The 26,340-nt window shown below is 75.0% G+C and carries 24 protein-coding genes; 10 read left to right on the top strand and 14 right to left on the bottom strand.

Annotated elements, in window-relative coordinates:
• The first annotated feature begins 54 nt into the window (after positions 1–54).
• Both OCU29_RS15895 and OCU29_RS15890 read left to right on the top strand, forming a co-directional pair.
• Positions 55–1,971, top strand: coding sequence for a penicillin-binding transpeptidase domain-containing protein (locus OCU29_RS15895; RefSeq protein WP_261820682.1), 1,917 nt, complete (start codon positions 55–57; stop codon positions 1,969–1,971).
• A 194-nt stretch (positions 1,972–2,165) separates the two neighbouring features.
• Positions 2,166–3,644 (top strand): NAD-dependent succinate-semialdehyde dehydrogenase, encoded by a 1,479-nt coding sequence (locus OCU29_RS15890; RefSeq protein WP_179614768.1) that lies wholly within the window; start codon positions 2,166–2,168, stop codon positions 3,642–3,644.
• Positions 3,645–3,754: 110 nt separating this feature from the next.
• Here OCU29_RS15890 and OCU29_RS15885 read toward each other — a convergent pair whose 3' ends face one another.
• Both OCU29_RS15885 and OCU29_RS15880 read right to left on the bottom strand, forming a co-directional pair.
• Entirely contained in the window at positions 3,755–5,263 is a 1,509-nt protein-coding gene (locus OCU29_RS15885; protein WP_261820681.1) for a flotillin family protein, read from the bottom strand.
• Positions 5,264–5,317: 54 nt separating this feature from the next.
• A complete protein-coding gene (locus OCU29_RS15880; protein ID WP_261820680.1) occupies positions 5,318–5,833 on the bottom strand; it encodes an NfeD family protein in 516 nt (171 codons plus the stop codon).
• A 131-nt stretch (positions 5,834–5,964) separates the two neighbouring features.
• Between OCU29_RS15880 and OCU29_RS15875 the strand changes: the two genes are divergently transcribed.
• A complete protein-coding gene (locus OCU29_RS15875; protein WP_261820679.1) occupies positions 5,965–6,999 on the top strand; it encodes a DUF2332 domain-containing protein in 1,035 nt (344 codons plus the stop codon).
• 15 nt (positions 7,000–7,014) lie between these two features.
• On the opposite strand, the gene OCU29_RS15870 is transcribed toward OCU29_RS15875, so the two are convergent.
• The 5 genes from OCU29_RS15870 to OCU29_RS15850 all read right to left on the bottom strand — a co-directional run bounded on the left by OCU29_RS15870 (position 7,015) and on the right by OCU29_RS15850 (position 11,952).
• Positions 7,015–8,013 carry a helix-turn-helix transcriptional regulator gene (locus OCU29_RS15870; protein WP_179614764.1) on the bottom strand — a complete coding sequence of 333 codons (999 nt, stop codon included), beginning with the start codon at positions 8,011–8,013 and terminating at the stop codon, positions 7,015–7,017.
• A 66-nt stretch (positions 8,014–8,079) separates the two neighbouring features.
• On the bottom strand, positions 8,080–8,712 hold the full coding sequence (locus OCU29_RS15865) for a maleylpyruvate isomerase N-terminal domain-containing protein (protein ID WP_261820678.1): 633 nt from the start codon (positions 8,710–8,712) through the stop codon (positions 8,080–8,082).
• Complete coding sequence (locus tag OCU29_RS15860) at positions 8,709–9,719, bottom strand: sigma-70 family RNA polymerase sigma factor (protein ID WP_261820677.1); 1,011 nt, start codon at positions 9,717–9,719, stop codon at positions 8,709–8,711. The genes OCU29_RS15865 and OCU29_RS15860 overlap by 4 nt, the downstream gene beginning before the upstream one ends.
• A 71-nt stretch (positions 9,720–9,790) precedes the next feature.
• Complete coding sequence (locus tag OCU29_RS15855; protein ID WP_261820676.1) at positions 9,791–11,356, bottom strand: glycerol-3-phosphate dehydrogenase/oxidase; 1,566 nt, start codon at positions 11,354–11,356, stop codon at positions 9,791–9,793.
• On the bottom strand, positions 11,353–11,952 hold the full coding sequence (locus tag OCU29_RS15850) for a TetR/AcrR family transcriptional regulator (protein WP_261820675.1): 600 nt from the start codon (positions 11,950–11,952) through the stop codon (positions 11,353–11,355). Before OCU29_RS15850 ends, OCU29_RS15855 begins: the two co-directional genes overlap by 4 nt.
• Before the next feature lie 17 nt (positions 11,953–11,969).
• Here OCU29_RS15850 and OCU29_RS15845 point away from each other — a divergent pair, with 17 nt between their 5' ends.
• The gene (locus OCU29_RS15845; protein ID WP_261820674.1) at positions 11,970–13,583 is read left to right on the top strand and encodes an FAD-binding oxidoreductase; all 1,614 of its coding nucleotides are present in this window, start codon (positions 11,970–11,972) and stop codon (positions 13,581–13,583) included.
• Entirely contained in the window at positions 13,580–14,494 is a 915-nt protein-coding gene (locus OCU29_RS15840; RefSeq protein ID WP_179614759.1) for a diacylglycerol kinase family protein, read from the top strand. Before OCU29_RS15845 ends, OCU29_RS15840 begins: the two co-directional genes overlap by 4 nt.
• A 16-nt stretch (positions 14,495–14,510) precedes the next feature.
• On the opposite strand, the gene OCU29_RS15835 is transcribed toward OCU29_RS15840, so the two are convergent.
• Positions 14,511–15,155, bottom strand: a complete 645-nt coding sequence (locus OCU29_RS15835) for a hypothetical protein (RefSeq protein ID WP_261820673.1) — start codon at positions 15,153–15,155, stop codon at positions 14,511–14,513.
• A 66-nt stretch (positions 15,156–15,221) separates the two neighbouring features.
• Between OCU29_RS15835 and OCU29_RS15830 the strand changes: the two genes are divergently transcribed.
• Positions 15,222–15,497, top strand: a complete 276-nt coding sequence (locus tag OCU29_RS15830; protein ID WP_261820672.1) for a hypothetical protein — start codon at positions 15,222–15,224, stop codon at positions 15,495–15,497.
• A 227-nt stretch (positions 15,498–15,724) separates the two neighbouring features.
• Positions 15,725–17,098: a PKD domain-containing protein gene (locus OCU29_RS15825; protein WP_261820671.1), complete on the top strand. Its 1,374-nt coding sequence runs from the start codon at positions 15,725–15,727 to the stop codon at positions 17,096–17,098.
• 30 nt (positions 17,099–17,128) lie between these two features.
• On the opposite strand, the gene OCU29_RS15820 is transcribed toward OCU29_RS15825, so the two are convergent.
• The gene (locus OCU29_RS15820; protein ID WP_261820670.1) at positions 17,129–17,806 is read right to left on the bottom strand and encodes a pirin family protein; all 678 of its coding nucleotides are present in this window, start codon (positions 17,804–17,806) and stop codon (positions 17,129–17,131) included.
• A 16-nt stretch (positions 17,807–17,822) separates the two neighbouring features.
• On the opposite strand from OCU29_RS15820, the gene OCU29_RS15815 reads away from it, so the two are divergent.
• From OCU29_RS15815 to OCU29_RS15805, 3 genes are read left to right on the top strand one after another with little or no spacing between them, the layout of a single operon-like run.
• The gene (locus OCU29_RS15815; RefSeq protein WP_261820669.1) at positions 17,823–19,169 is read left to right on the top strand and encodes a GH1 family beta-glucosidase; all 1,347 of its coding nucleotides are present in this window, start codon (positions 17,823–17,825) and stop codon (positions 19,167–19,169) included.
• A gap of 28 nt (positions 19,170–19,197) precedes the next feature.
• Positions 19,198–20,271, top strand: a complete 1,074-nt coding sequence (locus OCU29_RS15810) for a sulfotransferase family protein (RefSeq protein WP_261820668.1) — start codon at positions 19,198–19,200, stop codon at positions 20,269–20,271.
• Entirely contained in the window at positions 20,268–21,194 is a 927-nt protein-coding gene (locus tag OCU29_RS15805; protein WP_261820667.1) for a hypothetical protein, read from the top strand. Before OCU29_RS15810 ends, OCU29_RS15805 begins: the two co-directional genes overlap by 4 nt.
• Before the next feature lie 169 nt (positions 21,195–21,363).
• On the opposite strand, the gene OCU29_RS15800 is transcribed toward OCU29_RS15805, so the two are convergent.
• Genes OCU29_RS15800 through OCU29_RS15780 form a run of 5 tightly spaced genes read right to left on the bottom strand, consistent with a single transcriptional unit; the run spans position 21,364 to position 26,314 of the window.
• Entirely contained in the window at positions 21,364–22,518 is a 1,155-nt protein-coding gene (locus OCU29_RS15800; RefSeq protein WP_261820666.1) for a MalY/PatB family protein, read from the bottom strand.
• On the bottom strand, positions 22,515–22,964 hold the full coding sequence (locus OCU29_RS15795) for an HIT family protein (RefSeq protein WP_261820665.1): 450 nt from the start codon (positions 22,962–22,964) through the stop codon (positions 22,515–22,517). The genes OCU29_RS15800 and OCU29_RS15795 overlap by 4 nt, the downstream gene beginning before the upstream one ends.
• Before the next feature lie 20 nt (positions 22,965–22,984).
• Positions 22,985–23,701 carry a hypothetical protein gene (locus OCU29_RS15790; protein ID WP_261820664.1) on the bottom strand — a complete coding sequence of 239 codons (717 nt, stop codon included), beginning with the start codon at positions 23,699–23,701 and terminating at the stop codon, positions 22,985–22,987.
• 25 nt (positions 23,702–23,726) lie between these two features.
• Positions 23,727–25,787, bottom strand: a complete 2,061-nt coding sequence (locus tag OCU29_RS15785) for an NADPH-dependent 2,4-dienoyl-CoA reductase (RefSeq protein ID WP_261820663.1) — start codon at positions 25,785–25,787, stop codon at positions 23,727–23,729.
• Positions 25,784–26,314 carry a PadR family transcriptional regulator gene (locus tag OCU29_RS15780; RefSeq protein WP_261820662.1) on the bottom strand — a complete coding sequence of 177 codons (531 nt, stop codon included), beginning with the start codon at positions 26,312–26,314 and terminating at the stop codon, positions 25,784–25,786. Before OCU29_RS15780 ends, OCU29_RS15785 begins: the two co-directional genes overlap by 4 nt.
• Positions 26,315–26,340: the final 26 nt, after the last annotated feature.

Below are 26,340 nucleotides of genomic sequence, written 5' to 3'. Positions count from 1 at the left end.
CTGCCCCTCGCGGGGCTCCCGGGCCCTGGGGGCGGGGGCTGGTAGGAACGTCGCATGCGACGTCTCGGGACCCCTGCCCTGCTGGGCGCCGCCGCGCTGGTCGCGGCCGGCCTGACCGGCTGCGACCAGGTCGCCGACACGGTGGGCGGGCCCGACGCGCGCCCCGCCGCCGAGGCGTACGCCGCCGCCCTCGCGGCCGGCGAGCCCGGCTCGGTCCCGCTGGCCGAGCCGGCCGCCACCGAGGCCGACGAGGCGCACGCGGCCGTGGTCGCGGGGCTCGAGCCGGCCTTCGCGAGCCTCGAGCCGCAGGTCGAGGTGCTCACGGTCAGCGACAGCCGCGACGTGGCCGAGGTCGACCTGGGCTGGACCTGGCGGCTGCCCGCCGGGGACTGGTCCTACGAGACCACCACCAGCCTGCGCCTGGTCGACGACGAGTGGCGCGCGGTGTGGCAGCCGTCCGTGGTCGAGCCCAGCCTCGACGACGGCGAGGTGCTCGACGCCTCCACCCTGGGGGCCTCGCGCGGCGACGTGCTCGGTGCCGGCGGCAAGCGCATCGTCACCCCCCGGGCGGTCGTGCGCTTCGGGGTCGACCGGTCGGCGGTGTCGAAGCAGCAGGCGCTGCGGGCCGCCGAGCGGCTCGCCGAGCTCGCGGACCTCGACAAGAAGACCTACCGCGCCCGGGTCGCGGGGGCCGGGCCCGAGGCCTTCGTCGAGGGGATCGTCTACCGCGTCGGCGACGTGCCGGCGTCGCTGTCGCAGGGCTCCGACACGTTCGCCGGCATCAAGGCGATCTCCTCGGAGCAGGCGCTCGCGCCCACCCGCGACTTCGCCGCCGAGCTGCTCGGCAGCGTCGGCGAGGTGACTGCCGAGATGATGGAGGCCCGGCCCGGCGTCTACCGCGTCGGGGACCGCGCCGGGCTCTCGGGGCTGCAGGCGCGCTACGACGAGGAGCTGCGGGGCAGCCCGGGCATGCTCGTGCGCGCCGTCGACGAGGACCCGGGGGCCGGGGGCGGCGAGCGCGAGCTGGTCGCACTGCCGGCCACCGACGGCGAGGACCTGCGCCTGAGCCTCGACGTCGGCCTGCAGCGCACCGCCGAGTCGCTGCTGGCCGACGTCGGCCCGGCCAGCGCGCTGGTCGCGCTGCGCCCCAGCGACGGCGAGGTGCTCGCCGCGGCCAACGGCCCCGGGGTCGGGGCCACGAACGTCGCGACCTTCGGCCAGGCCGCGCCCGGCAGCACCTTCAAGATCGTCACCAGCCTGGCCCTGCTCCGCGCCGGGATGAGCCCCTCGACCACGGTGACCTGCAGCCCGCGGGTCGTCGTCGACGGCAAGGCGTTCACCAACTACTCCGACTACCCCTCGGCCGACCTCGGCCGGATCCCGCTGCGCCGCGCGATCGCCAGCTCGTGCAACACCGCGCTGATCGCCGAGTCCGGTCGCCTCGACGGCACCGACCTCTACGACGCCGCGGCCACGCTGGGCATGGGCATCGACCACGACCTGGGCTTCCCGGCGTACTTCGGCAGCGTGCCGCAGCCCGAGAGCGAGACCGAGGCGGCCGCCTCGCTCATCGGGCAGGGCCGGGTGCTGGCCTCGCCGATGGTGATGGCCGCGGTCATCGCCAGCGTCCAGGAGGGAGCGACCGTCGTCCCGACCCTGGTCGAGGGCTACACCGACGACCCGCCCGAGGGGGCCGCGCCGCTGACGCAGGGCGAGGCCGAGGCGCTGCGCTCGATGCTGCGCGAGGTGGTCGTCTCCGGCAGCGGGCGAGGCCTCGCCGACGTGCCCGGCCCCGCCGTGCTGGCCAAGACCGGCACCGCCGAGTTCGAGCGGGACGGCAAGGTGCTCACCCACGCCTGGATGGTCGCGGCCCAGGGCGACCTGGCGGTCGCGGCGTACGTCGAGGTGGGCGACTCCGGCTCCGGCACGGCCGGTCCGCTCGTCGAGGCGCTGCTGCGCGCGGCCGGCTGAGCCCCCCCCCCGGGCTGGTGCGGGCTGGCACCGGGCTGGCACCGAACAGATGAACCCCCCGCCGCATGGGGTCGGCGAGGGGTCCACAGCCGTCTTCTGAGTGCTCCCTCCGAAGTCGACATCTCGAGTATGCCACGACGCGCCCGGCCGGGTGAAGCGTTGGGAGAAGGAGATCGTGGTGCGAGGATCGCGCCATGAACGGTGCTGACCAGACTCCCGACCTCGCCGCCCTGCTGCCCGACGAGCACCGTCGGCTCCTCGTGGGGGGCCGGTGGCGCGACGCCGAGGACGGCGCCACCTTCGCCGTGCACGACCCGGCCGACGGCTCGGAGCTGACCCGGGTCGCCGACGCGTCGGTGGGCGACGCGGTCGAGGCGCTCGACGCCGCCGTGGCCGCCCAGGCCGGGTGGGCGGCCACCCCGCCCCGGGAGCGTGGCGAGATCCTGCGCCGCGCCTTCGAGATGATCGGTGAGCGCGCCGACGACCTGGCCCGGCTGATGAGCCTGGAGATGGGCAAGACCATCAAGGAGGCCAAGGGCGAGGTCGCCTACGGCAACGAGTTCTTCCGCTGGTACGCCGAGGAGGCCGTGCGCATCCACGGCCGCTGGATGCAGGCGCCGGCCGGCGGCAGCCGCCTGCTGACGATCAAGAAGCCGGTCGGTCCCTGCTTCTTCGTCACGCCCTGGAACTTCCCGCTCGCGATGGGCACCCGCAAGATCGGCCCGGCGGTCGCCGCGGGCTGCACGATGGTCATCAAGCCGGCCGCCCAGACGCCGCTGACGATGCTGGCGCTGGCCGCGATCCTCGGTGAGGCCGGGCTGCCCGACGGGGTGCTCAACGTGCTGCCCTCGACCCACGCCAAGGAGATGAGCCAGGCGCTGCAGGGCGACGACCGGCTGCGCAAGGTCTCCTTCACCGGCTCCACCGGCGTGGGCCGCACCCTGGTGCGCCAGTCGGCCGACCAGCTCCAGCGCGTCAGCATGGAGCTCGGCGGCAACGCGCCGTTCCTGGTCTTCGCCGACGCCGACCTCGACGCCGCCGTCGAGGGCGCCATGGTGGCCAAGATGCGCAACATGGGCGAGGCCTGCACCGCTGCCAACCGGTTCCTGGTGCACGAGGACGTCGCGACCGAGTTCGGCGAGAAGCTGGCCGAGCGGATGGGGGCGCTGTCGCTGGGCCGGGGCCAGGACGACGGGGTCGACGTGGGGCCCCTCATCGACGAGGCCGCCGTCGACTCCGTCTCGCAGCTGGTCACCGACGCCGTGCACGACGGGGCCCGGGTCGTCACCGGCGGCGAGCGCCCCGAGGGCGCCGGGTGGTTCTACCGGCCGACCGTGCTGCTCGACGTCCCCGCCGGGTCCGCGATCAACAGCGAGGAGATCTTCGGCCCGGTCGCCCCGATCACGACCTTCGCCACCGAGGAGGAGGCGGTGGCCCGCGCCAACGCCACCGAGTACGGCCTGGCCTCCTACGTCTACACCCGCGACCTGTCCCGCACGATCCGGATGGCCGAGGCGCTGGAGTTCGGCATGGTCGGGGTCAACACCGGCCTGATCTCCAACCCCGCGGCCCCCTTCGGCGGCGTCAAGGCCTCCGGCTTCGGCCGCGAGGGCGGCTTCGAGGGCATCGAGGAGTACCTGGAGACGACGTACGTCGCCCTCCCCGCCACCTGACCCGGCGCATATCTCGCGCCGACCCGGCGCATATCTCGCGCCGACCCGGCGCAGATCTCGCGCCGACCCCGGCCCGGATCTCCCTCCAGGAGCTCCGGGCCGGCTCGCGCTCAGTCGGTCGAGGAGCCCTCGAGCCCGGTGGCCTGGGCCGCCTTGCCGACGGAGTTCTTGATGAGCGCCTCGAGGTCGAGGCCGGTGGTGGCCTTGAGCATGCTCATCGTCTGGGTGACGTTGTCGGTGACCTGCTTGGGCATCGCGCCGGCGCCGTCGGTGGAGATGACGGTCAGCTGGTCGATGGCGCTGATGGGTGCTGCGACCTTCTTGGCGACCTTGGGCAGCACCTCGATGAGCATCTGCAGCACCGCGGCGTCGTTGTAGTGCGCGAACGCCTCGGCCCGCTTGTCCATCGCCTCGGCCTCGGCCTGGCCGACCGCGAGGGTCGCTGCGGCCTGTGCCTCACCCTCGGCGCGGGTCGCGTCGGCCTCGGCCGTACGCCGGGCGCGCTCGGCCGCACCGCGACGCTCACCCTCGATCGCCTCGGCCTCGGCGAGCGCGGCGCGGCGGGCCTTCTCGGCCTCACCGGAGAGGCGGGCCTCCTGGGCCTTGGCCTCGGCGGCGGCGATGGTCGAGGCCTTGCGGGCCTCGGCCGCCGCGATCTCGGCGCTGCGGCGGGCCTCGGCCTCCTGCTCGACGCGGTAGCGCTCGGCGTCGGCGGGCTTGCGGACCTCGGTCTCGAGCTGGCGCTCGGTCAGGGCCGCCTGGCGTACGGCGACCTTCTCCTGCTCGGTGAGGATCGACTGGTCGCGGTCGGCCTGGGCCAGCGGCCCGGCCGCCGCGGCCTGCGCGGAGGCGGCGTCGGTCTCGGCCTTGATCTCCGACTGCTTCAGCGCCAGCACCCGCTGCGAGATCGCGATCTCCTGCTCGGCGGCGATCTGGGCCTGCTCGGCGGCCTGGCGGGCGTTCGCCTCGGCGATGCGGGCCTCCTGGGCCACGCGGGCTGCCTCGGGCCGACCGAGGTCGGCGAGGTAGGTGCCGTCGTCGGTGACGTCCTGGATCTGGAAGGTGTCGAGGATCAGGCCCTGGCCGGTCAGCGAGTTCTCGGACTCGTCGGCGACGCGCTGGGCGAAGGCGGCCCGGTCGCGGATGATCTGCTCGACGGTCAGTCCGCCCACGATCGAGCGCAGCGCACCGGCGAGGACCTCCTGGGTGTAGGACTCCACGTCGGCCTGCTGCGAGAGGAAGCGCTGGGCCGCCAGCCGGATCTGGTCGGCGTTGCCGCCGACCTTGACGATCGCGACGCCCTCGACGTTGAGCTTGATGCCCTGGCCCGAGACGGCGCCGCGGATCTGCACCGAGATCCGGCGTGAGGAGAGGTCGAGGGTGCCGAGCTTCTGCACGAACGGGATCACGAAGGTGCCGCCGCCGAGGATGACCTTCTGCCCGGACAGGTCGGTGGTCAGCTCACCGGTCTCGGGGTTCACCACCGCCTTGCCCTTGCGGCCGGTGACGATGAACGCCTCGTTGGGCCCGGCGACCTTGTAGCGGCTGGTGACCAGCAGCACCAGCAGGACGAAGAGGACGACGAACCCCGCGACGGGGATCAGCACGGACGGGTTCACACGAGACTCCTTGGGAGCGGGACGGGGTGGTGCCGGGTAGTGGGGCGCAGGGGATCAGCCGAGCTCGCGCCAGGTGGGCGCGACCGTGACGGCCGTGGGGGAGACGGAGCCGGTGACGTGGACCCGGGTGCCGGGCTCGACGGGGATCGGGTGGTCGGTGTCGAGCCGCGCGTTGAGGCGCATCTCGTGCCCGCCGATGAGCACCTTGACCGTGCCGTAGCCGTCGGCCGGGATCGCGGTGACGACCACGGCCTCGCGGCCCACGGTGTCGTCGGTGCGCGGCGAGGCGCCGGAGGTGTCGGTGCGCAGCAGCCGGGTCAACCAGGCGGCGAACCAGCCGAAGCCGACGCCGGCCACGACGCCGGCCGGCAGCGAGACCGCCACTGGCGCACCGAGGCCCTGGGCCAGCGCACCGCCGAAGCCGAGCGCCGAGACGAACGCCCCGATCACCGCGCTGGAGAAGGCGTCGCCGGCCAGCGCGTCGAGCGCGCCGTCGAGCAGGTCGCCGAGGACCAGCGAGACCAGCAGCAGCACGAGGCCCAGCCCGGCGATGAGGAGGTACGTCGTCACGGGCCCACCCTCCCTCAACCGGCCGAGTCGTGCAGCACCGGCCTTTACCCGGCGTCGGTTCGGGCCGGCTCGAGGCGAGATGTGCGCCGGGTCAGCGCGAGATATGGGCCGGGTCGGCGATAGTGGGGGGCGTGCTGGTCGAGGGTGACGTGGTGGCGGTCTACGAGGACTTCGCGGCGTACGCCGGGGCCGCCGACGACTCACCGTGCTTCACCGAGTGGGCGCTGGGCGTGGTCGGCGACGCCGAGGTGCGGGCCTGGCTCGAGACGCTGCCGGCGCCGAAGCGCCAGCCGAACCTGGTCTTCGCCGCGGCGCGATGGCACGGCGTGGCGGCCCCGGCGCCGTACGACGCGCTGCGGGCGGCGCTGCTCGGCGACGACGGGTCGGTGCGGGCCACGATCCTCTCCCGCGCCACGCAGACCAACGAGGCCGGGCGGATGGCGACCCTGCTGCCGGCGCTGGCCGCGGTGGCCGCGCTCGGTGACGAGCCGCTGGCGCTGGTCGAGGTCGGCGCGAGCGCCGGGCTGTGCCTCTACCCCGACCGGTGGGGCCACCGCTACCGCGCTCCCGACGGTGAGGTCGTGCACGAGGTGGGGGTCGGCGAGGGCCGGCCGGTGCTGGAGTGCCGGGTCGACGGGGCCGGCGCGGCGTGCGCCCCGCTGCCCGGCCGGCTGCCCCGGGTCGCCTGGCGCGGTGGCGTCGACCTGCACCCCCTCGACGTCACCGACCACGACGCCACCGACTGGCTCGAGACGCTGGTCTGGCCCGAGCACGAGGACCGTCGCCGGGTGCTGGCTGCCGCGGTCGAGGTGGCTCGGCAGGACCCGCCGCACCTCGTCGCGGGCGACCTGGTCGAGGAGCTGCCGGCCCTGGTCGAGCGGGCCGCGGCCCACGGCCGGGTCGTGGTGCAGCACAGCGCCGTGCTCAGCTACCTGCCCGAACCGGCCCGGCGCCGGGCCGAGGAGCTGCTGCGGGGGCTGGTCGCCGAGGGGGCCTGCCACTGGCTCAGCAACGAGGGCCCCGACGTGCTGCCCGGCGTCACCGCCACCGGCCCCGCCCCGCCGCCGGGCCTGTTCGTGCTGGGCCTCGACGGCCGGGCGGTGGCCTGGACGCACGCCCACGGCCGCACCCTGACCTGGACCGCACCGGACCCGGACCTGCCCTGAGCGCTCCTGGGCGACTCAGCCCATCAGTGCGCCGGCGAGCTCGCGCCGCGAGGTGATCTGCACCTTGCGGTAGACCCGCGACAGGTGCCACTCGACGGCCTTGACCGTCACCACCAGCGCGGTGGCGATCTCGCGGTTGCTCAGGCCCTGCACCGCCAGCTCGGCGACCCGACGCTCGGCCAGGGTGAGGGCGGCCAGCGCCTCGCTGCGCCCTTCCGCGCTCGCGCCCACGAGGTCGAGCAGCCGCCGGGCGCGCTGGCGCAACGGCCACAGCCCCTGGTCGGCCGCGTACGTCTCGGCGGCGCGCAGCAGCCGCACCACCCGGGGCGAGGAGCCCTCGCCGGAGAGCACCAGCAGCCCGGCCAGGTCGGTGTCGACCTGCGCGGAGAGCCGGGCCGCCGGGCCGCCGGCGAGCGTCTCGCGCGCCTCCTCGAGCAGCAGGCGGCCCTCGCCGGTGGTGCTGACGGTGGCCAGCGCGCGCAGTCCCTGCGCGACGGCGTACGCCGACCCGGCGGCCCGCCCGACCCGCAGGTGGGCGCGGGCCTGGCGGGCGGCCTCCTGGGGCCGGCGGGCCCGGGCCAGGGCGAGGGCCTGGCTGGCGCGCCAGGGCAGCTGCTCGGGGTCGGCGTCAGGGGCCAGGGCGCCGGCCCGGGTGAGGTGCTCGACCGAGGAGTCGAGGTCGCCGGCGGCGGCCGCGAGGTCGCCGAGGGCGTGGTGCGCCACCGCCGCGGCCGCCTGGCCACTGGGCCCGGGCACCGTGACCAGGTCGAGCAGCGGGCCCACGAGCGTGGCGGCGGTGGTCAGGTCGCCGCGGCCCAGCAGCACCTCGACCCGGGCGGCGAGCAGCGTGGCGCGCTCGCCGGTGGCGGTGGGCGGCGCCGCGGCCAGTACCGCCAGCACGCCCGCCGCGTCGCGGACCCGGCCGGTCCGCAGCAGCACCCCGACCTGCTGGAGCCGGCCCGCGGTCGTGAGGGCGCCGCCGGCAGCGGTCGGGGGCGTCGGGGCCAGGGCCATGGCAGCAGCGTAGGAAGGTAAAGTTTTGCCCGCGGTGTTTCGCCCGATCGTCGCCGGCCGGTCCAGTCAGGCCGACCGGGGCGATGGGGCCGGCGGGGCCGGCGTACGACCCAGCAGCCCCAGCAGGACCGCCGGGGCGCCGGCGCGCGGCGGGGTCGCGACGGCCGGTGCGAAGTGGCCGCTGCCGCGACCGGCGGCGACCGTGCACCTGGCCACCGGCAGCAGCGCGGCCGCGAGGGCCTCGGTCAGCACCGTCGGGCACCCGGGGTCGTCGAGGCTGCGGGCGACGTCCCAGCCGTGCACCGCGACCTCCAGGGCCGCGGTGCAGACGAGCAGGTCGGCCGGCAGGCCGGCCCCCTCGAGATTGGCCCCGTCGAGGGCGACCCCGTCGAGGTCCTGCTCGGCGGCCAGGGACCACGCACCGAGCAGGGCGCAGGCCCGGGCCCGCACCGACGCGACGGGCGCACCGCCGGGCGCCGCGGCGGGCGTGGGGAGCGGTGCCAGCCGGAGGTGGCCGTGGCTGGCCTCGAGGTAGGCCGCCAGGGACTCGTCCATGTGCCGCACCAGCGCGGCGAGGTCCCAGCCCGCGCAGGGGGTGGCCCGGCGCAGGTCGCGCGCACCGACCCGACCGAGCACCTCGCGGGTGCCCGTCAGCGACGCCTCCAGCAGCCCGACCGCCCGGTCGAGCTGCGCGCTCACGGCGTCGTACCCGTGGGCACGTGGTCGGCGGGCAGGCTCGCGGGCAGGCCGAAGACCTCGAAGAGGCGGGGGTCGAAGAACGCGGCGACCTGCCGGATCTCGGGGGCCTCCGGCGGGCCGGTCATCTCCAGCACCTGCAGCTGGAAGGGGGTGAACTCGCCGCCGGGCCCGCGCATGTACAGGCCGAACGCCGGCTGGCCGTTGGCCGACGTCTCGATCATCGGCATGTCGCGGCTGCCGCCGGGGCACTCGTTGCCGATGAGCCACGCGATGTTGGCGCGCCCGCGGAACCAGCTGGTGAACGGGGGCATCTCCCACACGGCCTCGGCGGTGAGCATCGAGACGATCTGGTCGACGTCCTTGCGCCAGAACGCGTCGACGTACCGCTCGAGGAGGTGCTGCTGCGCGGGGCTGAGGTCGGGCTCGACGGTGTCCTGGGTGAGGGCCCGCGCGCTCATCTGCGCGTGCGCGCGCTGGAGGGCGGAGTTGACCGCGGCCGGGGTGGTCTCGAGCGCCTCGGCGACCTCGGCCGCGCTCCAGCGCAGCACGTCGCGCATGATCAGCACCGCCCGCTGCCGCGCCGGCAGGTGCTGGAGCGCGGCGACGAAGGCCAGGCGGATGGAGTCGCGCTGCTCGACGAGCACTGCCGCGTCGGGCACCGGCTCGAGCCAGGCGACCTCGTGGTCCTGCTCGAGCGCGTCACCGGCCGGCTGGTCCTCGGTGCCCAGCCCGGTGGGCAGCGGTCGCCGGGGCCGGCCCTCCAGGTTGGTCAGGCACACGTTGGTGGCGATGCGGTAGAGCCAGGTCCGCACCGACGAGCGGCCCTCGAAGCCGGCCGAGGCCTTCCAGGCCCGCAGGAACGTCTCCTGCACCAGGTCCTCGGCCTCGTGCACCGAGCCGCTCATCCGGTAGCAGTGCGCCAGCAGCTCGCGCGAGTAGCGCTCGGTGAGGGCGGGGAAGTCGCTGAGCTCGGCCGGGCTCGCGCCGACGCGGGGTGTCGAGGTCATGCGCGGGGTCTCCGTCGCGGGTGCGGTCATCGGTGTGCTCCTCACAGTGTGCCGTCACCGCTCCGACCCGGCTAGCGCCCCGGACTCATCGCTGCCAGGGCGAGGGCCCGCTCGGCGGCCGGCTCGGCCAGCGCCCGGTCGGCGCCCACCAGCCCCACCCGGGTACGCCGCTCGAGGAGGTCGTCGACGTCGTGGGCGCCCTCGTGGGTCACCGCGAAGACCAGCTCGGCCAGGGTTACCGGGACCGTCGGCGCCGCCGGGGCCAGCAGCTCGTCGTCGCCCAGGCCGGTGACCTCGCGGGCCGTGCCGAGCACCAGCGCGGCGTCGGTGCCGAAGCGGCGCACCAGCCGCGCGGGCTCCTCGAGCGCGTCGAGGACGGACCGCGGTGCGGCGCCGAGCAGCGGCAGCGTGGCCGTGCGGCAGGGGCCGGCGTCGAGCCCGGCGCCGGCGACGGCGGTGTCGACGGCGTCCTGGGCCATCCGGCGGTAGGTCGTGAGCTTGCCGCCGACGACGGTGACCATGCCGGTGCGCCCGGTCAGCACCGCGTGGCGCCGGGACAGGTCGGCGGTCTGGCCGGCCGCGTCCGGGCCCGCCACGTCGAGCAGCGGCCGCAGCCCGGCGTACGCACCGACCACGTCGGTGCGGTGCAGCGGCTCGGCGAAGGTCGCGGCGACCACGTCGAGCAGGAAGCCGATCTCGGGCTCGGTCGGCTGCGGCACGTCGGGCACGGGGCCGGGGGCCGGCTCGTCGGTGAGGCCGACGTAGATGGTGCCGTCGGGCTGGGGGAGCACCATCACGAACCGGTTGGTCGAGCCCGGCACGGGCGCGAAGACGCTGGTGCGCAGCCCCGGCAGCCGGTCGCCGCGCAGCACCAGGTGGGTGCCGCGGCTGGGGCGCAGCGTCACCTCCTCGGCCAGGTCGCCGGCCCACACGCCCGTGGCGTTGACGACAGAGCGGGCGCGCACGGTGCGGGTGGCGCCGGTGAGCTCGTCGCGCAGCGCCACCGACGTGCCGCTGGCGTGCAGCACCCTGGCGCGCGTGCGCACGTGGGCGCCGTACGCCGCCGCGGTGCGCGCGATGGTGGTGACCAGGCGGGCGTCGTCCTCGAGCTGGCCGTCCCAGCCCAGCAGCCCGCCGCGCAGGCCGGCGGGGCGCAGGCCGGGCGCCATCGCGAGGGCCTCGGTGCGGCTGAGGCGTCGCGGGGTGGGCAGGGTCTCGGCGCTGGTGCGGGCCCCGCGGCGCAGCAGGTCGCCGGCGGCCAGGCCGCTGCGCGAGAGCACCCGCTGCAGCGCGGGCGTGCTGGTGGTGAGCGGGATCAGCATCGGCATCGCGCGGACCAGGTGGGGTGCGGTGGTCTTCATCAGGGTGCCGCGCTCGACCGCGCTCTCGTGGGCCACGCCGACCTGGCCCTGGGCGAGGTAGCGCAGGCCGCCGTGCACCATCTTCGAGCTCCACCGCGAGGTGCCGAAGGCGAGGTCGTGGGCGTCGACGGCGAGCACGCTCAGGCCGCGGGTCACGGCGTCGAGGGCGACGCCGGCGCCGGTGACGCCGAGCCCGACCACGACGAGGTCGACCTGCTCGGGGGCGTCGGACAGGCCGGCCCGGATGCGCGTCGGGGTGCCGGTGGGCGCGCTCACGGGCGCAGCGCCCGGGTCAGCAGGTGGCGCAGCTCGGCGTCGAGGTCGTCGGCGCCGACCTGGTCGTCGACCATCGTGTGCGCCGAGAGCACGAAGCCGTGGGCGGCCAGCACCAGGCTGCGGGCGATGGCCAGCGGCGGCCCGGGCCGCACCACCCCGTCGGCCTGGGCGCGGGCGACCGCGTCGGCGAGCAGGGTCACGATCAGCTCCTGGGAGCGGCCGCGGCGGTGCAGCAGGTAGGGCAGCACCAGCTCGGGGTCGAGCTCGACGATGCGCACGAACAGCTCGTTGCGGCGCAGCGCGCCGATGGTGCGCACCACCTCGTCGACGATCTGCTCGACGGGGTCGCGGTCGCCGGTGTCCTCCGCGGTCGTCGAGGCGACCAGGCCCGACCACTCGCGGGTCATCAGGTCGCCGAGCAGCGTCGGCATGTCGGCCCAGGAGCGGTAGATCGTCATCCGCGACACCCCCGCTCGGCGCGCGACCTCGGTGAGCGTCGTACGCCGCCAGCCGACGTCGAGGATGCACTCGCGGGCCGCGTCGAGGTAGGCGTCGCGGGGGTCTCCCGGCGCATCGTTGTGACACAGTGACGTCATGTGTCACACTGTAACACGTGACCCACGACACCAGCTCTCCCACGACCCTCGACGCGCACCCCCGTGAGATGCACCCGCAGCGCTGGGGCGACCCGGCCGCCGCGACCCCGCTGCCCGAGGCGGCGCGCGGCCTCGTCGAGCTCGCCTTCGGCCTGGCCGACACCCCCGCGACCACGAGCGTCGCGCTGGCCCCGGTGGGCGTCACCGACGAGGTGCTCGCCGGACTGCGCGCGATCGCCGGCCCCGACCACGTGCACACCGACGACGGGACCCGCCGGCTGCGCACCCGCGGCAAGTCGACCCCCGACCTGCTGCGCGCCCGCGCCGGCGACCTCGGCGACGCCCCCGACGTGGTGGTGCGCCCCGCCGACCACGACGAGGTGGCCGCGGTCCTGGCCCTGGCCGTCGAGCACCACCTGGCCGTCGTGCCCTTCGGTGGCGGCACCTGCGTGACCGGCGGCCTCGCCGCGCGCCGCGACGGGTACGCCGGGCTGGTCTCGCTCGACCTGGTCCGCCTCGACGCGCTCCTGGAGGTCGACGAGGTGTCGATGACCGCCACCCTCGAGCCCGGCCTGCGCGGGCCCGAGGCCGAGGCGCTGCTGGCCGAGCACGGCCTGTGCCTGGGCCACTACCCACAGTCCTTCCAGCACGCCTCGATCGGCGGCTTCGCCGCCACCCGCTCCTCGGGCCAGTCCAGCGCCGGCTACGGCCGCTTCGACCAGATGGTCGTCGGGCTGCGGGTGGCCACACCGCGCGGCGAGTGGCGCCTCGGCTCGTCGCCGGCCAACGCCGCCGGCCCCGACCTGCGCCAGCTGGTGCTGGGCTCCGAGGGCGCCTTCGGCGTCATCACCGCGGTCACCGTCCGGGTCCGCCGGCTGCCCGAGGTCAAGGTCTACGAGGGCTGGCGCTGGGACTCCTTCGTCGAGGGCGCGACCGCGATGCGCACGCTCGTGCAGTCGGGTCTGCTCCCGACCGTGCTGCGGCTCTCCGACGAGGCCGAGACCGGGCTCAACCTGGCCCGCCCCGACGCGATCGGCGAGCAGGCCACCGGCTGCCTGATGATCGTGGGCCACGAGGGCACCCCCGGCCAGGTCGAGGCGCGCCGCGCCGCGGTCACCGAGGTGCTCGCCGGCCTCGGCGGCACCCCGCTCGGCGAGGAGCCGGGCGCCTCGTGGGCCCACGGCCGCTTCAACGCGCCGTACCTGCGCGACTCGATGCTCGACGTCGGCGTGCTCGTCGAGACCCTCGAGACCGCGACCTTCTGGTCGAAGGTCGACGCGCTGTACGCCGACGTGCGCGCCGCGCTCGAGCGCGAGCTGGGCGCCGAAGGCGGCTCCGCGATCGTGCTGTGCCACCTCTCCCACGTCTACGAGACCGGCTGCTCGCTCTACTTCACCGTCGCCACCGCCGCCGGCGAGCAGCCGCTGGAGCGCTGGGGGCGCGCCAAGGCCGCGGCCAACGACGCGATCACCGCCAACGGCGCCACGATCAGCCACCACCACGCCGTCGGCACCGACCACCGGCCGTGGCTGAGCGCCGAGATCGGCGACCTGGGCGCCTCGGTCCTGCGGGCGGTCAAGGCCGACCTCGACCCCACCGGCATCCTCAACCCGGGGGTGCTGGTCCCGTGAGCGACGTCCGCTCCTTCACGTTCCTGGTCAACCCCGCCTCCGGCGGCGGTGCGGCCCCGGAGGCGGTGGTGCCGGTCGCGCGGGTGCTGCGCGAGGCCGGGGCGTCGGTCGACGTCACCTACTCGCCCGGGCCGCGCGCCACCGACACCCTGGTGCAGGCCGCGGTCGAGCGCGGCGACGTCGTGGTCTCGGTCGGCGGCGACGGGATGCTCTCCCACCTGGCCGGCGCGGTCTCCCGGGGCGGCGGCACCCTGGGCGTGCTCCCCGCGGGCCGCGGCAACGACTTCGCGCGGATGCTTGGGCTGCCCTCCGAGCCCGAGGCGATCGCCGAGCACCTGCTGCGGGCGCCCGTGCGGGAGGTCGACCTCCTGGCCTGGACCCCGCCCGGCGCGTCGAGCCGGCTGGTGGCGGGGTCGGTCTACTCGGGCATCGACGCCCGGGCCGCAGCGATGGTCGACCGGATGCGCTGGACGCCGCAGAAGCTGCAGTACCCGCTCGCAGCGGTGCGCGCCATCGCCACCTACCAGCCCGGTCGCTTCCGGGTCGCCGTCGACGGCCGGGTCGGCGAGTACGCCGCGGCGCTGGTCGTGGTGGCCGGCTCGGCCTACTACGGCAAGGGCATGAAGGTCGCCCCCGGTGCCGTGGTCGACGACGGCCTGCTCGACGTCGTCGTGGTGGAGGCCGCCTCGCGCACCGCCCTGGTGCGCTCGTTCCCGAAGATCTACGACGGCTCCCACGTCGACCTGCCCCAGGTCACGGTGCTGCGCGGCGCCCGCGTCGAGCTCAACGCCGACGGCCGCACGCCGCTGCCCGTCGGCGGGGACGGCGAGCCGCTGGGCGTGCTGCCCGGCCTGGCCGCCGAGCCGGCCGTCGTGGAGGTGCGACCCGGCGCGCTGCGGGTCATCGGCTGACCCGGCCGGCCGACGGTCAGCCGGTGCCGGCGACGGTGCGGGCCAGCCGCTGCGCCGCGCGGCGTACGACGTCGACGTCGGCGGGGTCGGGGCTCGCGGCGGCCTGCTCGGGCACCAGCCCGGCGGCCAGGGCGGCCGGGCGGGTCAGCCAGGCCCACGCCTTCCAGCCGTCCATGCCGGCGGCGAGCAGCGGCTCGAGGAGGTCGACCAGCTCGGGGCGCACCTCCCCGGTGGCGTCGAGCTGGAAGTCGGGCACCATCAGCCCGGCCGGGCCGGTCACCGCGAGCAGCCGGTGCTGCCCGGCCGCCTTGTGCACCGCGAAGCGGGTGCGCTCCACCGAGGTGCCGCGCAGCCGCGCGAGGCTCTCGTAGCTGTGCCACGCACTGGTGAGCAGCTCGTCGTGCACCCGCGCCTGGCGGGCGATCTGCAGCAGCGGCACCGGCACGGCGTGGGCCGGTTCGCTGCCCTCCTGGTGCAGCACCGCGTCGAGCTCGGCCACCTGGTCGTCGCTCAGCTCGGCACCGGTGCCGGGGTCGGTCCACACGGCCCGACCCTGGTCGTCGCGCACCATCGTGGGCAGCCCGGCCTCGGCCAGGTGCTCGACCAGGCCGAGCTCCTCGAGCCAGGCCGCGAGCCGCTCGCGGGCGCCGTCGGGTTCCATGCGCCCAGCCTGCCGCAACCGCCTGCGCGGCGCCCAGCCGGGCGGCGCCTCACTAGGGTGGTGGACGTGAGCGACACCGAGCAGCCGTCCGACCGCTCGGGAACCCGCGCGGGCACCCGCCCGGCGCGGCTCGCCCGTCGCGGGGTCTGGACGATCGCGATCGCGACGGCCGCCTCGCTGGTGCTCGTGCGGGTGACCGGCGACCTCCAGGCCCCCGGCATGGTGCTGGTGGCCGGGCTGGTCTGGGGCGGCTTCCTGCTGCTGGTGGCGCTGGCGACCCACCTGGGCGGCCTCGGCGAGGAGGACCTCCGCCAGGAGCGGCGTCCCGGCGAGCGCGGCTGACGGCCGGGTCGTCCGGGACGGACGGTGTGGTCCAGACCACGCCGCACCCCGGGTGACCCCTGGTCGGCGGGGTCGTTGAGCAGTCGTACCCCGGGGGGTAGCCGCTGACCTTCCCGGAGCAGACACGCTGCGACCCCGTCGACCGAGGACCGACGGGGTCGCGGCACGTCCGGGTCCCATCGATCGGCGAAGGTCGACTAGACCACTGGTGTCGTCACGGTCACTCCTTGGGTGAAGTCCCGTTGGTCATGGGTACGACGCCGTCCTCCCCAACGGAAGCGAGCCCCCCGATGACGCCTTCTCCTGCTCAACGGTCCTGGAAAAGGTCCGCTGCCACTGTCACCGCCACCGGCGTGGCACTCGTGGGTCTGCCGATCCTGGCCGTGACCTCGGCCCTGACCGGTCCGGCCACCTCCGCGCCCTCTCCTGACGAGTGCACCTACGACGCCCGCTTCACCGACCCCGAGGGCGACGTCAACGACCTGGTCGTGGTGCCGGTGGACCCGGCCCTCGACCCTGATGGACTCGACCTGCGTGAGGCGTGGCTCTCCACCAATGAGACGGGCGACGCCGTCACGTTCCATATCAAGGTCACCGACCTTTCCGTCTTCAGTGGTGGCTTGCGTGGCATCAGCGACTTGTTCCACTGGTCCTTTTCGCTCGCTGGCAAGAAATACGTTGTTGAGGCAAGACGAGACCTCCTGGTACTCCAGTCGCCGCTCAGCGCTCCAGGCGTGTTCGAGCTCACCGGTGAGGGGATCACGACGCCAAAAAGCCTGACTGGCAACTTCGACCCGGATTTCGACCTGGTGACGGTCACCGTCAAGGCCAACGACTTCCCCTCCCTGGGTGCCACCCCCGACCTCAAGGCCGGCGCCGTGCTGAGCGACTTCAAGATCATCTCGTCTCGTGGGCTGGCCCCCATCGAGGAGGAGGTTGACCGGGCGAAGACCACCTGCACCTACACGGTCGGCGCCGTGAAGCCGACCGAGACCGCCACCACCGTCACCGCGACGACGACCGCGACGGCCACGACCACGGCGACGGCGACGACCACGGCGACAACCACCGCGACCGCGACCACGACGGCCACCGCCACGACCACGGCGACGGCGACGACCACCGCGACCGTGACCAGCCAGCCCACCGCCACCGCGACCACGACGGTGACCAGCCAGCCCACCGCCACCGCGACCACGACGGTCACGAGCCAGCCCACCGCAACCGCGACGACCACGGTGACCAGCGAGCCGACCGAGACCGCCACGACCACCGCGACGGCCACCGCCACCCAGACCGTCACGGCGCCCCCGGGCAACCGGGCCCCGGAGGTCCGCAGGATCGCCGCCAAGCCGCTCGAGGGTCAGGGCAAGGCCCGGGCGAAGTCGCCCATCCGGTTCCGGGTCAAGGCCACCGACGCCGACGGCGACCCGCTCTCCTACCGGTGGACCTTCGGCGACGGCAACAAGGCGCGCGGCAAGAAGGCCATCAACCGCTACGACTTCCGTGGCCAGTACAAGGTGGTCCTGGTCGTCAGCGACGGCGTCGAGAACGTCCGGACGCGCTTCGTGATCAAGATCGGCAAGCCCAAGAAGCGCTGACCGCCCACCCGCCGAGCCGGCCGGCCCGCGTCAGCTCGCGAAGGTCCACACCAGCATCTGGGTGTCGACCGCCGCGACGACCGGGTGGGCCGGCTCGTCGGTGAAGCAGAAGGCGTCACCGGCCGCGAGCGGCTCGGCGAGCGAGGAGCGCAGCAGCGCGCCCCGGGTCAGGTAGGCGTGCAGCCGGGGGGCGGCCGGCAGGGACAGCGCGTCGCCGGCCTCGAGCTGGGCCACCTGCAGGGTCGCCCCGGCGACCCCCACCGCCAGCGGCGCGGGCAGCAGGCCGGTCATGGCGGGGTCCACGGGCGCGACGGCGTACGACGGCGCGGTGCCGGTCTCGTCGGGGCGCAGCCAGGTCTGCACGAACCGGGTCGGCCCGGCGCCGGGCACGGCGGTCTCGGCGTGGCGCACCCCGCTGCCGGCGGACAGCACGGCCAGCGAGCCGGCCGGCACGACCTCCTCGCGACCGTCGGCGTCGACGTGGCGCACCGCGCCGGAGACGACCCAGGTCACGATCTCCAGGTCGCTGTGCGCGTGCTCCTCGAAGCCCTCGCCGCCGCTGACCAGGTGGTCGTCGTGGCACACGACCGGCCCGAAGGAGAGCCGCTCGGGGTCGTAGTGCTCCCCGAACGAGAAGGAGTGCCGGGTCAGTCGCCCCGGCACCCGGGTCACGAAGCGGGCGGTTCCCCGACGGATCTCCACGGTCACAGGCATCATTGTGCCGGTGACAGGTTCCTTCCCCGTGCTGCCCCCGGGCTTCCGCCTGGGCACCGCCTCGTCGGCGTACCAGACCGAGGGCAGCACCGACGTCGACGGCCGCGGGCCCTCGGTCTGGGACACCTTCACCAGCCTCCCGGGCACGGTGCTCGACGCCAGCAGCGGCGAGCCGGCCTGCGACTCCTACCGGCGCTGGCGCGACGACGTCGACCTGATGGCCCGGCTCGGGGTCGGCGGGCACCGCTTCTCCATCTCCTGGTCGCGGGTGCTGCCGAGCGGGCGGGGGGCGGTCAACGCCGCCGGGCTCGACTTCTACGACCGGCTGGTCGACGAGATGCTCGTCCGGGGCGTCGCGCCGATGGCCGCGCTCTACCACTGGGACCTGCCCCAGGCCCTCGAGGACGACGGCGGCTGGCTCAACCGGGACACCGTCGAGGCGTTCGCCGAGTACGCCGGCGTGGTCGGCGAGCGTATCGCCGACCGGGTCGAGCACTGGATCCCCGTGGTCGAGCCCAACGTGGCCACCGTGATGGGCCACGCCACCGGCATGCACGCCCCCGGGCGCGAGATGGGCTTCGACTCGCTGCCGGTGGCCCACCACCTGCTGCTGGCCCACGGCCGCGCGGTCGTCGAGCTGCGCGCCGCCGGCGCCTCCTCGGTCGGGTGCGCCAACAACCACGCCCCGATGTGGCCGGTCAGCGACGACCCGGCCGACGTGGGCGCCACCAAGCTCTTCGACGCGCTGTGGAACGGGCTCTTCCTCGAGCCGATGCTGCTGGGGCGCTACCCCGTCGACCTCGCGATGCTGGTCGAGGAGGCGGTGCGCCCCGGCGACCTCGCCACGATCCGCCAGCCCCTCGACTTCTACGGCGTCAACTACTACAGCCCCATCAAGATCGGCGCGGCGCCCGAGGAGTCGCCGATCCCCTTCGAGGTCTGCGAGCTGGTCGGCTACCCGGTCACCGACATCGGCTGGCCGGTGGTGCCCGACGCGCTGCGCGAGTGGCTGATCACCCTGCGTGCCCGCTACCGGGCGGCGCTGCCGCCGCTGGTGGTCACCGAGTCGGGGGCGGCGTACTCGACGCCGCCCGACGAGGGCGGCGCCGTCGACGACCAGGAGCGCATCGCCTACCTCGACGCGCACCTGCGCGCGGTCGCGCAGGCCTGCCAGCGCGGCGTCGACGTGCGCGGCTACTACGTGTGGTCGCTGCTCGACAGCTTCGAGTGGGTGCACGGCCTCACGCAGCGCTACGGGCTGGTCCACGTCGACCACGCGACCGGGGCGCGCACCCCCAAGGCCTCCTTCGACTGGTACGCCGCGGTGATCGCCGCGCAGACCCGGTCGGTCGGCTGAACCCGCCGACCTCGTTAGTCTGAGGCCCATGGTCGACGCGCCCACCCCCACGGAGCCCCCTGCCCAGCTCGTCGACCCCGCCCCGCCGGAGCGCCGCGTCGTCTTCGTCGTCGGGTCGGGTCGCAGCGGCACCAGCAGCATGGCCGGCGCCCTGCAGACGCTCGGGATGACGGTGCCGGCGCCGGAGGTCGCCGCCGACGACACCAACCCCAAGGGGTTCGCGGAGTCGCAGTGGGTCGTGGACTTCCACGACGAGCTCCTCGAGCGCACCAACGTCTCGATGGCCGACGCGCGGCCCTCGGCGTGGTTCGACACCGGGCGGCTGAACAACTTCGAACCGCTGCGCACCCGCCTGCACACCTGGCTCGAGGAGCAGCTCGTCGCGGGCGGCCCCGAGCTGGTGGTCAAGGACCCGCGCCTGGCCTGGTTCCTGGGCGTGTGGCGCTCGGCGGCGATGCGCGCCGAGGCCGAGGCCGGCTACGTCACGATGCTGCGCCCGGTCACCGAGGTCGTCGGCTCCAAGCAGCGCGTCTACGACGCCCGCACCAGCGAGGTCCACCGCACCGCCGCCTGGGTCAACATGATGCTGCACGTCGAGCGCAGCACCCGCGGCTCGGCCCGCGCCTTCGTGCGCTACCACGACCTGCTCGACGACTGGACCGTCCCGGTCTTCGGCCTCGGGCAGCGCTTCGACCTCGACGCGGTGAAGTCGGCCTCGGCCAACGACATCCGCAAGGTCCACCAGTTCATCGACCCCTCGCTGCGCCGCGTCTCGCTGACCTGGGACGACATCGAGGTGCCCCGGCGGCTGCGCGACATCGCCCAGGCGACCTGGGAGGCCCTCGACCAGCTGCCCGACGAGGGCGGTGACACCCCCGAGGTCCAGGCGACCCTCGACGAGCTGCGGGCGGCGTACGCCGACATGTACGACGAGGCGGAGGCCCTGACCCGCTCCACCGCCGACGCGGCGCGCCGCGAGGGGGCGCGGGCCCAGCCCGGGGCGCCCAGCGCGGTGGACAAGGTGCCGCACTCGGTGCGCGCGATGGTGCCGCCCTCGGTGCGCCGGGGGCTGCGCAAGGTCGCGGGCCGGGAGCGCGGATGAGCCCGGTGCGCGGCGCCGACATCGCCTGCCTCGAGGGCGACCCGGCCTACGACGTGCGCTGGCCCTGGAAGGACGGGGCGCTGTCTCCCGGGCTGACCTGCGTCTTCCGGCTCAAGAACGAGGCGCACAACCTGCCCTGGGTGCTGCCGCCGATGCTGGAGGCGGTCCAGCACGTCGTCATCGTCGACAATCTCTCCGACGACGGCACCCCCGAGGTGGCGCAGGACGTGGCCGACGAGTGCGGGGCCGGTGACCGGATCACCGTGACGTCCTACCCCCACCGCGTCTCCCGGGCCGGCAGCGAGCACCTGGCCACCCGGCCCGACTCGGTGCACTCGCTCACGCACTTCTACAACTGGTCGTTCTCCCACGTGCGCACCGCCTACTCGATGAAGTGGGACGGCGACATGGTGCTGACCCGCGAGGGCGTGAGCATCCTGCGCGACCTGTCCTGGCAGCTCGAGGACTCCAACGCCATCGTCGCCGTGCCGCGCCACCCGCTGTCGGTGGAGAGCGAGCAGGTCGCCTGGCTCGACCTGGGCTTCCGGTTCCTCGAGCCGTGGATCTACCCGATGGGCCCGGAGTTCACGTTCGTGAAGGCCTTCGAGTGGGAGGTGCGCGAGTTCCCCGAGTCGACCACCCGGCTCGTGGCCCCCGAGGGCCTGTGCGTGGAGCTGAAGTGGCTCGACCGCGACGAGTTCGCGCACTGGAGCGACATGGACTTCGACACCTCCCGCGCCCCCCGCAAGCGCCGCGAGTGGCAGGTCTACTCCGCGCTGCGCGACGGCCGCGGCCACGAGGTCCCCGGCCTGCACCGCATCGAGTCGCCCCCCGGCGTGCACGTCGTCGACCACGTCACCCGCACCTGGCTCCCCCGCGCCGAGCGCCCCCTCGTGCGCCGCAAGGGCCGCCTCGAGGTCTGACCCCCCCGCCGGCCGAGCGGTCACTTCTGAACCACCGAGCAGTCAGGTGTGCACCCTCGACCGGTCGCTTCCGCACAGTCCATCGGAGCGCTGAGCGCGACGGCGTGCGGCGAGGTGGGTGCGGAGCGGCGTACGCCGAGCCGGCTCGTTCGAACCGGCCGGCTCGCGCTCAGGTCAGGGCGGCGGCGAGCCGCTCCACGATCTGCACCAGCCGCTGCTCGGAGGTGGCGATGTTGAGGCGGGCGTGCCCGTCGAGGCCGGGGTGGTAGTCGTGGCCGGGGGCCAGGCGCACCCCGTGCTCGAGGGCGGCGCCGGCCGGGTCGGCGACGCCGTAGGCGCGCAGGTCGAGCCAGGCCAGGTACGTCGCCTCGAGCGGTCGCAGCCGCGCCTTCGGCAGGTGCTGGGCGACCAGGTCGCGCAGGTCCTCGGCGTTGACCCGCAGCCGGGAGCGCAGCGCGTGCAGCCACAGGTCGCTGTCGCGCCAGGCGGCGGCGCCGGCGACCAGGCCGAGGCCGGAGTGGCCGTGGTTGGCCGCGATCGGCACCGCCCGCAGCCGAGCGGTCTCCTCGGGGTCGGTCAGCACGACCTGCGCGGCGTGCAGCCCGGGGGTGCCGAAGGTCTTGGAGGCGCTGGTGACGAGCACCGCCCCGGGGTCGACCGACAGGTAGGGCACGAACCGGTCCTGGCCGGGCAGCACCAGCGGCGCGTGCACCTCGTCGACCAGCACCCGGGCTCCGTGGGCGGCCACCAGGTCGCGCAGCGCCTCGAGCTCGGCCCGGCGCGCGATCCGGCCCAGGGGGTTGTGCGGGTGGCAGAGCAGCACGGTGCGGGCGCCGGCCTCGAGGTGCCGCTCCACGGCGGCCAGGTCGAGGGCCCCCGCGTCGGGGTCGTCGTGGTCGAGGTCGGGGTCGTGCTCGACGTACGCCGCCTCGCGCCCGGCCAGCGCGACCACGTCGCGGAACGGCGGGTAGCAGGGCAGCGGCACGACGACCGGGCCCGGCGGGCACAGCTCGTCGAGGGCCAGGCGCAGCCCGGCGACCACGTCGCCGACGGGGGTGGAGGAGTCGGGGGCCACGTCCCAGCCCCAGTGCCGCTCGGCGAAGCCGCGGAAGGCGGCGTCGAGGTCGGCGGGCTGGGCGGTGCCGGGGAAGGCGGAGTAGCCGAGCATCCCGCGACCGACGGCGGCGGTCAGCGCCGCGGTGATCGCCGGCGCCGGCGCGAAGTCCATCTCGGCCACCCAGGCCGGGATGGTGCCCTCGGGCACCGCGCCCCACTTCAGCGGCAGCGCGGCGCGGGCCTCGGAGTCGGTGAGGTCGCGGATCACCCTTCGGCCCCGCCCTGCAGCCGCCGGCCGGTGGCGGCGATCCGGTCGGGGTCGCCGGGGGAGGGCACCCAGGGCAGCGACAGCCCGTCGCGCTCGGGGTCGCCGGCGTAGCGGGGCACGACGTGCAGGTGGAAGTGGAAGACGCTCTGCCAGGCGGCCTCGCCGGTGCAGTTGAGCAGGTTGACCCCGTCGGCGCCGAGCACGTCGAGCTGGCGCCGGGCCAGCCGCTGCGCGGTCAGCGCGCAGGCCGCGAGGTCCTCGGGCGCGATGTCGGTCAGGTCCACCGCGTGCGCGCGCGGCACGACGAGCAGGTGCCCGTCGGTGGCGGGGTTGATGTCCATGAAGGACACCGTCCGCTCGTCCTCGTCGACCCTCGTCGAGGGGATGGTGCCCGCCACGATCGCGCAGAACAGGCAGCTGTCGTCTCGGTTGACCTCACCAGGCATGCCCCGACCCTAGCCAGGCCTCAGACGAAGGTGCCGCCGAGCACCGTGCCGCCGCCCAGGACGAGCAGCAGCACGAACGCCCAGCCGCCGCCCAGGCGGCGCGCCCCGGGCGCGGGGGCGGCCAGGCCGCTCGGTCCGCCGAGGAGCAGGAAGGCCAGCAGGCCCACCGGGGGCAGCGTCCAGAGCAGCCAGAACCACGCCCACCGGGTCGCCCGCCAGGGGCCGGGTGTCGCGGCGAGCACCGCCAGCGTGCCGGCCGTGGCGACCAGGAACGTCCAGGAGAGCCAGACCGGCACCGGGATCCCCCACACGCTGAGCCCCGAGGGGGCGAAGTCCCGGTGCTCGACCTCGACCCCCGGCTGCAGCTCGCGCAGCCGGTCGGCGACGGGAGCCGCGACCACGGCGGTGCCCCTGGCCCGGCGTACGTCGGCCCCATCGCGAGCCGGCGCCCGCTCCTCGACGCTGGCGCGGCGCAGGAGCCACCCCTCGCGCCACTCGAGCCGGACCGTGGCCCGGCCGCGGACGCCCGCCGTCAGCCCGCCCACGACGGCGACCTCGGTGACCGTCCCGTCGCGCAGGGCACGCTCCAGGTCGTCGTAGGTGCTGCTGCGCGCGCCGGTGAGGACGGCGGCGGCGCTGACCGCCAGCCACGTCACCACCAGCGCCCACGCCACCACGCGCACGGCCGGCCGGGCCGTGGCCGGGGTCGCAGGACCGACGGTGGTGCCCGAGCTCACGGGCCCACCGCAGGCCTTCGGCCGCTCAGAGGGCGGCGGCCACGCGGGTGCCCTGCTCGATGGCGCGCTTGGCGTCGAGCTCGGCGGCCACGTCGGCCCCGCCGACCAGGTGCAGGCCGGGGTGGGTCTCGGCGGCGGTCAGGTCGTCGAAGAGCGAGCGCACCGACTCCTGCCCGGCGCACAGCACGACGTGGTCCACGACCAGCTCGCGCGGCTCGCCCTCGACGGTGACGTGCAGGAGGACGGCGTCGTCGCGACCCTCGATCCGCTCGTACGTCGCCCCCGCGACCTGCATGACGCCCGACTGCTTGAGCACCGCGCGGTGCGCCCAGCCCGAGGTCTTGCCGAGGTCCTTGCCGATCATCGAGGTCTTGCGCTGCAGCAGCGTCACCTCGCGGAACGGCTCGCGCGGCTTGCGCTCGGTCAGGCCGCCGCGGTGCAGGCTCGGGTCGCCGACGCCCCAGTGCGCCATCCACTCCTCGACGCCGGCCTGCTCGTCGGGGCCGGGGGAGGAGGGGTCGTGGACCAGCCAGTGGCTGACGTCGACGCCGATGCCGCCGGCGCCGATCACCGCGACCCGCTTGCCGGGCACCACCCGGCCCGAGAGCACGTCGGCGTACGAGACGACCCGCGGGTCGTCGCCGCCGGGGATCACCGGCAGCCGGGGCTCGACGCCGGTGCTGACCACGACCTCGTCGTAGCCGGTCAGGTCGGCGGCGGTGGCGCGGGTCGAGAGCCGGACGTCGACCCCGAGCACCTCCAGGCGCCGGGTGTAGTAGCGCAGCGTCTCGGCGAAGTCCTCCTTGCCGGGCACCGCCATCGCCAGGCGGAACTGGCCGCCGAGGTCGGGCTGGGCCTCGAAGAGGGTCACCGCCAGGCCGCGCTCGGCCGCGGAGACCGCGGTGGCCAGGCCCGCCGGGCCGGCGCCGACCACGGCGACCGAGCGGCGTACGCGGGTGGGGGCCAGCACCAGCGTGGTCTCGCGGCAGGCGCGCGGGTTGACCAGGCAGGAGGCGGTCTTGTTGGAGAAGGTGTGGTCGAGGCAGGCCTGGTTGCAGGCGATGCAGGTGTTGATCTCGTCGCCGCGACCGGCGGCGGCCTTGTTGACGAAGTCGGGGTCGGCCAGCAGCGGGCGCGCCATCGAGACCAGGTCGGCGCCGCCCTCGGCGAGGATCGACTCGGCCAGCTCGGGGGTGTTGATCCGGTTGGAGGCGCAGACCGGCACCGACACCTCGGCCTTGAGCCGCGCGGTCACCGAGCGCCACGCCGCCGGCGGGACCTGGGTGATGATCGTGGGGATCCGCGCCTCGTGCCAGCCGATGCCGGTGTTGAGGACGCTGACCCCGGCCTCGGTGAGGCGGTGCGCCAGGGTCACGACCTCGTCCCAGCTCTGGCCGCCCTCGACGAGGTCGAGCAGCGAGATCCGGTACATGATCGGCAGGTCGTCGCCCACCAGGTCGCGGGTGCGACGCACCACCTCGAGCGGGAAGCGCATCCGCTTCTCGGCGCTGCCGCCCCAGGCGTCGTCGCGCTGGTTGGTGCGCTCGGCGAGGAACTGGTTGATCAGGTAGCCCTCGGAGCCCATGATCTCGACCGCGTCGTAGCCGCCCTTGACGGCCAGCGCGACCGTCCTCGCGAACGCGGTCGCGGTGCGGTCGACCTGGCGCGCCGACATCGCCGAGGGCTTGAACGGCGTGATCGGGCTCTTGGTGTCGGAGGCCGAGTGGATGAACGGGTGGTAGCCGTAGCGGCCCGCGTGCAGCACCTGCAGCGCGATCGCGCCGCCCTCGGCGTGCACCGCGTCGGTGACCTGGCGGTGCCGCATCGCCTGCAGGCGGGTGGTCAGCTCGGAGGCGAACGGCTTGAGCCAGCCGCGCTTGGTCGGCGCGTAGCCGCCGGTGACGATGAGGCCGACGCCGCCCCGCGCGCGCTCCGCGGCGTACGCCGCCAGCTTGGGCACGTCCCAGGGGGTGTCCTCGAGCCCGGTGTGCATCGAGCCCATCACCACGCGGTTGCGCAGCGTCAGCGACCCGAGCCGCAGCGGCTCCATCAGGTGGGGGTAGGGGCCGGTCGGGTGGGTGCTCATGCGTGTGCCTCCAGGTACTCGGTGAGCCAGGTGACCCAGGTCTGCTCGGTCAGGACCCCGCCGCGCAGGACGAGGTACTGGTCGAGCTCGAGGTCGCTCAGGGTGGTGGGGTCGGGGTAGTCGCGGGCGGTCAGCTGCTCGTAGTGCGCCAGGCGGGCGCGGTGCTCGGCGAGGTCGGCGCGCACGACGTCGAGCACGGCGGCGCGGTTGCCGAAGGAGGCCCCACGCATCTTCACCGCCAGCTCCGAGCGCAGCGGGTGGGGCGTGGTGGGGGTGGCCAGCCACTCGGCGAGGGCCTGCTCGCCGGTGGCGGAGACCTCGTAGACCTTCTTGTCGGGCCGGCCGGTCTGCTCGACGGTCGTGGCGTGCACCCAGCCGTCGCCCTCCATCCGGCCCAGCACCCGGTAGATCTGCTGGTGGGTGGCCGGCCAGAAGTAGCCGATCGAGCGGCCGAAGCGCCGGGTGAGCTCGAGACCGGAGGCCGGCTGCTCGCGCAGGGCGACCAGCAGGGCGTGCTCGAGGGCCATGGACGTATCGTGCCCGACCTATGCAA

This window comes from Nocardioides sp. OK12 (genome assembly GCF_024341885.1).
Taxonomy (GTDB): Bacteria; Actinomycetota; Actinomycetes; order Propionibacteriales; family Nocardioidaceae; genus Nocardioides; species Nocardioides marinisabuli.
Note: the sequence above shows the minus strand (reverse complement) of the source record. Positions and strands in the feature narration are given on the sequence as shown.

Bases quoted from the DNA above. Each gene is read 5' to 3' on its own strand.
- OCU29_RS15805 (WP_261820667.1), top strand. From the start codon at position 20,268: ATGAGCCCGGTGCGCGGCGCCGACATCGCCTGCCTCGAGGGCGACCCG.
- OCU29_RS15835 (WP_261820673.1), bottom strand. From the start codon at position 15,155: ATGGAACCCGACGGCGCCCGCGAGCGGCTCGCGGCCTGGCTCGAGGAG.
- OCU29_RS15780 (WP_261820662.1), bottom strand. From the start codon at position 26,314: ATGGCCCTCGAGCACGCCCTGCTGGTCGCCCTGCGCGAGCAGCCGGCC.
- OCU29_RS15895 (WP_261820682.1), top strand. From the start codon at position 55: ATGCGACGTCTCGGGACCCCTGCCCTGCTGGGCGCCGCCGCGCTGGTC.
- OCU29_RS15850 (WP_261820675.1), bottom strand. From the start codon at position 11,952: ATGACGTCACTGTGTCACAACGATGCGCCGGGAGACCCCCGCGACGCC.
- OCU29_RS15810 (WP_261820668.1), top strand. From the start codon at position 19,198: ATGGTCGACGCGCCCACCCCCACGGAGCCCCCTGCCCAGCTCGTCGAC.
- OCU29_RS15795 (WP_261820665.1), bottom strand. From the start codon at position 22,964: ATGCCTGGTGAGGTCAACCGAGACGACAGCTGCCTGTTCTGCGCGATC.
- OCU29_RS15890 (WP_179614768.1), top strand. From the start codon at position 2,166: ATGAACGGTGCTGACCAGACTCCCGACCTCGCCGCCCTGCTGCCCGAC.
- OCU29_RS15870 (WP_179614764.1), bottom strand. From the start codon at position 8,013: ATGGCCCTGGCCCCGACGCCCCCGACCGCTGCCGGCGGCGCCCTCACG.
- OCU29_RS15860 (WP_261820677.1), bottom strand. From the start codon at position 9,719: ATGACCTCGACACCCCGCGTCGGCGCGAGCCCGGCCGAGCTCAGCGAC.
- OCU29_RS15785 (WP_261820663.1), bottom strand. From the start codon at position 25,787: ATGAGCACCCACCCGACCGGCCCCTACCCCCACCTGATGGAGCCGCTG.